The following is a 5,028-nucleotide window of genomic DNA, read 5'->3' on the forward strand; positions in this document are numbered from 1 at the left end:
TAAGACTTCATTCTAAACTTATAATATTTTTCATTAGGCATATGAAAATAAATAGTAAGTCAAAGATGCGACGGATATTTTGAAGTCTACAAGGAAACAGGTTCTGATGATAGTGAGCTATCTGAGAGTTCTGTTGACGCAGTAGGATTGAAGCAAGTTCTTAATTCAGGTGGGGATTCTTTTACCCCATCTGAATTTTAGAACTGCAAATGCATGGCTTACTTGGCGTTGAACTCCCACTTGAAGAAAAGCAGAGAACCAAAATCTTCTTTTTGATTTTGTGTGAATCACTTTCACAGAGTGCGTGGGAGACTTACGCCAAGTTAGTCAGGTTAAAATAGGCTAGCATACTGACTAGTTATTTATTTGAATGTGCCTTATGTTCTATTTAACTACACTATGTTATAATATCAATAAATCTTATTTGATTGAATTTATTTATCTATTAAGATTAATAACTGCTATGTCCATCCTTAAGAGATAGATTTTTTAAATAACGCAGATAGTAAATGAAATATTTTTTTAACATATTTATAGTAACTAAAGAGGGGATAAACTTTGCGAGAGATAGAAACAAAAATAATACATATAAATATAGATGAAACTAGAAATAAATTAATTGGTGCTAAGGCTAAAAGAGTAAAAATGGAAAATCAAATAAATAATTTATATGACTTTCCAGATCAAAGACTGCTTAAAGAAAAGGGCTATGCAAGAATTAGAATTGTAGAGGATCTAATACAAAATGAAACTCGTTATTATATGACTACTAAAAAGCTTATAAGTCAGGAAAAATATAAAGTTATGGAAGAAAATGAGGTTATTATAAGTGATGGTGAAGTTGGAAAAGCTATATTCCTTTCCCTTGGACTCGTACTTAAAAATAGTATAAAAAAATCTAGGGAAAGCTATCAATATAAAAATACTTTGGTGGAAATAGATATAAATGATAAATCATTCTGTCCCTTTCCCTATCTAGAGATAGAGACTAATTATGAAGATGAATTAAAAGAAGTAGTAAATATATTAGGTTATACATTAGAAGATACTACCTCAAAGACAATATACCAAATTCTTAAAGAAGAAAGGACTACGAAAGGTTTATAATGTTTGGATATGTTACGCCTTCAAAAGGTGAACTAAAAATAAAAGACTATGAAAAATTTAAAGCTTACTATTGTGGGCTTTGTTTATCTATAAAAAAAAACTATGGTCATATTCCTAGATTTATAGTTAACTACGATATGACCTTTGTAGCAATCCTTTTAGATGCTTTGGAAGATAAACCATGCACACTTTATACTGGAAACTGTATTGCTCATCCTCTAAAGAAAAGAAATTTTATAATTAATAATTCAGCTTTAGACTATGCTAGTTTTTTAAATGTAGCTCTAGTATATTTTAAACTTACAGATGATGTTAAAGATGATAAATCAAAGTTAAGTAGTTTATCTGCATTTTTTCTAAAAAATTATTTTAAGAAATTTCCAAGTGATCTTAAAAATCATAGTAATCTAATAAAAGAAAAGTTAAATGAATTGTATAAACTAGAAGATGAAAAAAGAAAAATAACCATAGATGAACTATCTCATCCTTTTGCTGAATTGACCGCCTTAGTACTTAGTTCCTATCCAAAATTAAATACTGACCACAAGGATACTATGTATACTTTAGGCTATAATTTAGGTAAATGGATATATATAATAGATGCTTTTGATGATTTGGAAGAGGATATGAAAAAAGGTAAATTTAATGCTATAAATAACATTTTTAACACTGATAATCTTGAGTATAAAGAATTTAAAGCTTACATTAAGGATAGAATAGATTTTATACTGGTTACTAGTGCAAGAGCCTGTTTTGAGTGTATTAACAAATTATCTCTTAAGACAAATAAAGATATACTTTATAATATACTTCAGCTTGGTTTACTAGAAAAAATGGAAAGAGTATTTGTTTAAAATAAACAACCTGCATAGTATTTTTATAATTAATTTGTTAAAATTAAAGATAATGATTAGACTTTAACATATGTAAATTTATCATAGATATTTACAATAGCTTATTACTTAACAAAATATGAGGAGGAAACATAAATGAGAAATCCCTATGAAGTGCTTGAAGTAAAAGAAGGTGCTTCTGAAGCAGAAATTAAAAAAGCTTATAGAGAGCAGGCAAAAAAATATCATCCTGATCAGTACGGTAATAATCCTTTAAAAGAACTTGCAGAAGAAAAAATGAGAGAGATAAATGAAGCTTATGATTATCTTTTAAAGAACAATAATTCAAGTAAAAGTAGCTATAGTAACACAAACACAAATTATAACGAAAACTATAATCAGAGTTATAACTCACAATACAGCGGAAGTAACGCTGATCTATACAATTCTATAAGAATAGATATAAACAATGGTAACTTGGGTGCAGCAGAACAAAAATTAACTGGTATAAAGGTAAGAGATGCAGAGTGGAATTTCTTAATGGGAAGTGTTTGCATGAAAAAGGGATGGTATGATAATGCCCATACCTATATAAGTATGGCCTATAATCTAAACCCTCAAAATCCTGAATACAGAAGTGCCTTTCAATCTCTAAATCAAAGAAATAATACCTATAGAGAACCTTATTTCAATAGAGGTGGAAATGACAGAGATGATTGCTGTAAGATTTGTGTAAGTCTCTGGTGTGCAGATCAAATGTGTGATTGCTTAGGCGGAGGTTGTTAGGAGGTTATACTTAAATGGCAAATACAAAAACCAGTAACTTAACTAAAGGTGGAATATATACAGCACTATCCCTACTGTTTATATATTTATCTAACATACTTCCTACAAATAAGTTTTTCATTTTAATAATAGTATCCTGTATAATTCCAATATCAATACTAACTACAAGCTTAAAAAACAGTGTTACTATTTATATTGCTACTTCACTATTGTCTTTATTGCTTTTAGGAATTAAACTAAACGTACTTTCATATATAATCTTTTTTGGAAGCTACGGCTTTATAAAATATTACATAGAAAGAATGAATAAACTTCCTCTGGAGATTTTATTAAAGCTGGTATTCGCTAATATTTGTGCGGTTATAATCTATTTTTTATATACATTACTCTTTATAGATGTAATGAATTTAAAATTCCCAATTTATATTTTTGTAATTGTACTGGAAATTATATTTTTATTTTATGACTATGCATTAACTTTGTTTATTTCTTATGTGAGTAAACATTATTTAAAAAAATTAAAATAATAAAAGTATTCTTTTAAAATATATAATAACTAAAGACATGCTGCTGTGACACTCCCATTTTGTTAATCAGGAGATAACAGCAGCATGTCTTTAAATAATTCATCTAAACTTAGCAGTAGAAATAAGGTTTAAAAATTAATTATTAACTAGTTTCTTTAATGTCCTAACAGATATTAAACATTTTTCGCCATTTACCATATAGGCGAGCTTTTCCTTTGAATCTATTTCCTTTATATTATCTTTATTAACCAAATAAGATCTATGACATCTAAAAAATCTACCATCAAGTTTGTCTTCAATATCCTTCATCTTAGCATAAAACTCAACTTGTCTGTCTGTAGCGTGAAGCGCTATTTTATGTACTTTACTTGAAGTTTCAAAAAATAATATTTTCCTAAATTCCACATTTACAATTCTACCATTAATTTTTATGCTAAAATTCTTTTGAAGTTTATTTAATGTACCTGAGTATTTTGTGTTAGCATCAATTATACATTTTCTTATGTTATCTTTTAAATTTTCATCACTATCTTTTACTATATAATCCATAGCTTCTACCTTATATTTAAAAGTTAACGGAGCCATTTCTCCATGGGTGGTTATAAATACAATAAAACCCCTAGGATCATATTTTCGTATTTTTAAAGCTAGTTTAATACCATTTATATCATGTCTTAAATCTATATCTAAAAAATATAATCCAGATATATCATTTTTACTTACGTACTTAATAATATCTTCTGGATTTTTAGTAACTAAAGCTATTTTCATATCAAAATTTTCAATGACTATAAAATCTTCAATAAATTTAGTAAATCTCTCTCTTTGTTTATCATTATCCTCACATATAAATATTTTAAGCATTTACAACACCTTCACTTTCCATAGCCCTTCCAATTTCAAGATGCTGTTTGAATTCCCTACTTTGTATTTCCGTATCCACATACACATGTTCATATTTATTTGTTATATCCTTTAAGATATTGAGCCCTAATCCCCTATTATCTCCTTTAGTTGAAAAACCTTTTTCATAAATTTTATGTATAGGCGGAATGATTTCTGAATAGCTATTACTTATAAATATGATTAATGAAGTCTCTCTATTTATAATTGCCAGTTTTATAAAAGACTTGTCACATTTCTGTGATGCTTCTATAGCATTGTCAAGTAGAATGCCTGTGACTCTGCTAATATCTAAAATATCCATGTTTATATATTCCACAGGTTCTGTAATCTCAATAAATGTGTCAATGCCTAACCCTTGAGCCATAATTAATTTTGAAGACAATATACCCTTTATCTCTGGAATTTTTATATTCTTTAACACCCCTAGTTTAAAATTATTGGTCTCCATCTTTCTCTCTAAGGGAATAATATTTTCATTAAAATGCTTTTTGAGTCCTTCCATATCACTACTTTCCATATATCCAACCATAGAAGATAAAATATTTGTGTAATCATGCCTGAACTTTCTCATATCTGTGTATAATTTTTCCAGATTGTTGGTATACTCGTGTAAATTTTCGTATACCGCTTGCTTATTTTTTGATTCTAATTCTCTTTTTATACTTGTAAATAGTATATACATTATCACTAATAGCATTATAAAATAGGCCCAAAACAATATAACATTAACCTTTATAATATCATATTTAAATCCAATTTTAGAACCTAAAATTATATTAGAATAAAATATTATAAAGGTTAATACTAAACTTATAACTACAACCAAAGACACCTTACCCTTAATACTTGTAATCTACTTTTTTTATACT

At 27.6% G+C, this 5,028-nt stretch carries 6 protein-coding genes; 4 read left to right on the forward strand and 2 right to left on the reverse strand.

What is annotated here, in order from left to right; genetic code table 11:
- The first annotated feature begins 558 nt into the window (after positions 1 to 558).
- The 4 genes from RH99_RS17565 to RH99_RS17580 all read left to right on the forward strand — a co-directional run bounded on the left by RH99_RS17565 (position 559) and on the right by RH99_RS17580 (position 3,253).
- Positions 559 to 1,107, forward strand: a complete 549-nt coding sequence (locus RH99_RS17565) for a class IV adenylate cyclase (protein WP_010241380.1) — start codon at positions 559 to 561, stop codon at positions 1,105 to 1,107.
- Entirely contained in the window at positions 1,107 to 1,961 is an 855-nt protein-coding gene (locus RH99_RS17570) for a DUF5685 family protein (RefSeq protein ID WP_010241382.1), read from the forward strand. Before RH99_RS17565 ends, RH99_RS17570 begins: the two co-directional genes overlap by 1 nt.
- A gap of 135 nt (positions 1,962 to 2,096) precedes the next feature.
- Entirely contained in the window at positions 2,097 to 2,726 is a 630-nt protein-coding gene (locus tag RH99_RS17575; protein ID WP_010241384.1) for a J domain-containing protein, read from the forward strand.
- 14 nt (positions 2,727 to 2,740) lie between these two features.
- Entirely contained in the window at positions 2,741 to 3,253 is a 513-nt protein-coding gene (locus tag RH99_RS17580; RefSeq protein ID WP_010241386.1) for a hypothetical protein, read from the forward strand.
- A 135-nt stretch (positions 3,254 to 3,388) separates the two neighbouring features.
- Here RH99_RS17580 and RH99_RS17585 read toward each other — a convergent pair whose 3' ends face one another.
- Both RH99_RS17585 and RH99_RS17590 read right to left on the reverse strand, forming a co-directional pair.
- The gene (locus RH99_RS17585; RefSeq protein ID WP_010241388.1) at positions 3,389 to 4,117 is read right to left on the reverse strand and encodes a LytR/AlgR family response regulator transcription factor; all 729 of its coding nucleotides are present in this window, start codon (positions 4,115 to 4,117) and stop codon (positions 3,389 to 3,391) included.
- The gene (locus tag RH99_RS17590) at positions 4,110 to 4,985 is read right to left on the reverse strand and encodes a sensor histidine kinase (protein ID WP_010241389.1); all 876 of its coding nucleotides are present in this window, start codon (positions 4,983 to 4,985) and stop codon (positions 4,110 to 4,112) included. The genes RH99_RS17585 and RH99_RS17590 overlap by 8 nt, the downstream gene beginning before the upstream one ends.
- Positions 4,986 to 5,028: the final 43 nt, after the last annotated feature.

Origin of the sequence: Clostridium arbusti SL206 (assembly GCF_000246895.1) — a bacterium.
In the GTDB taxonomy this organism is placed as follows: Bacteria; Bacillota; Clostridia; order Clostridiales; family Clostridiaceae; genus Clostridium_I; species Clostridium_I arbusti.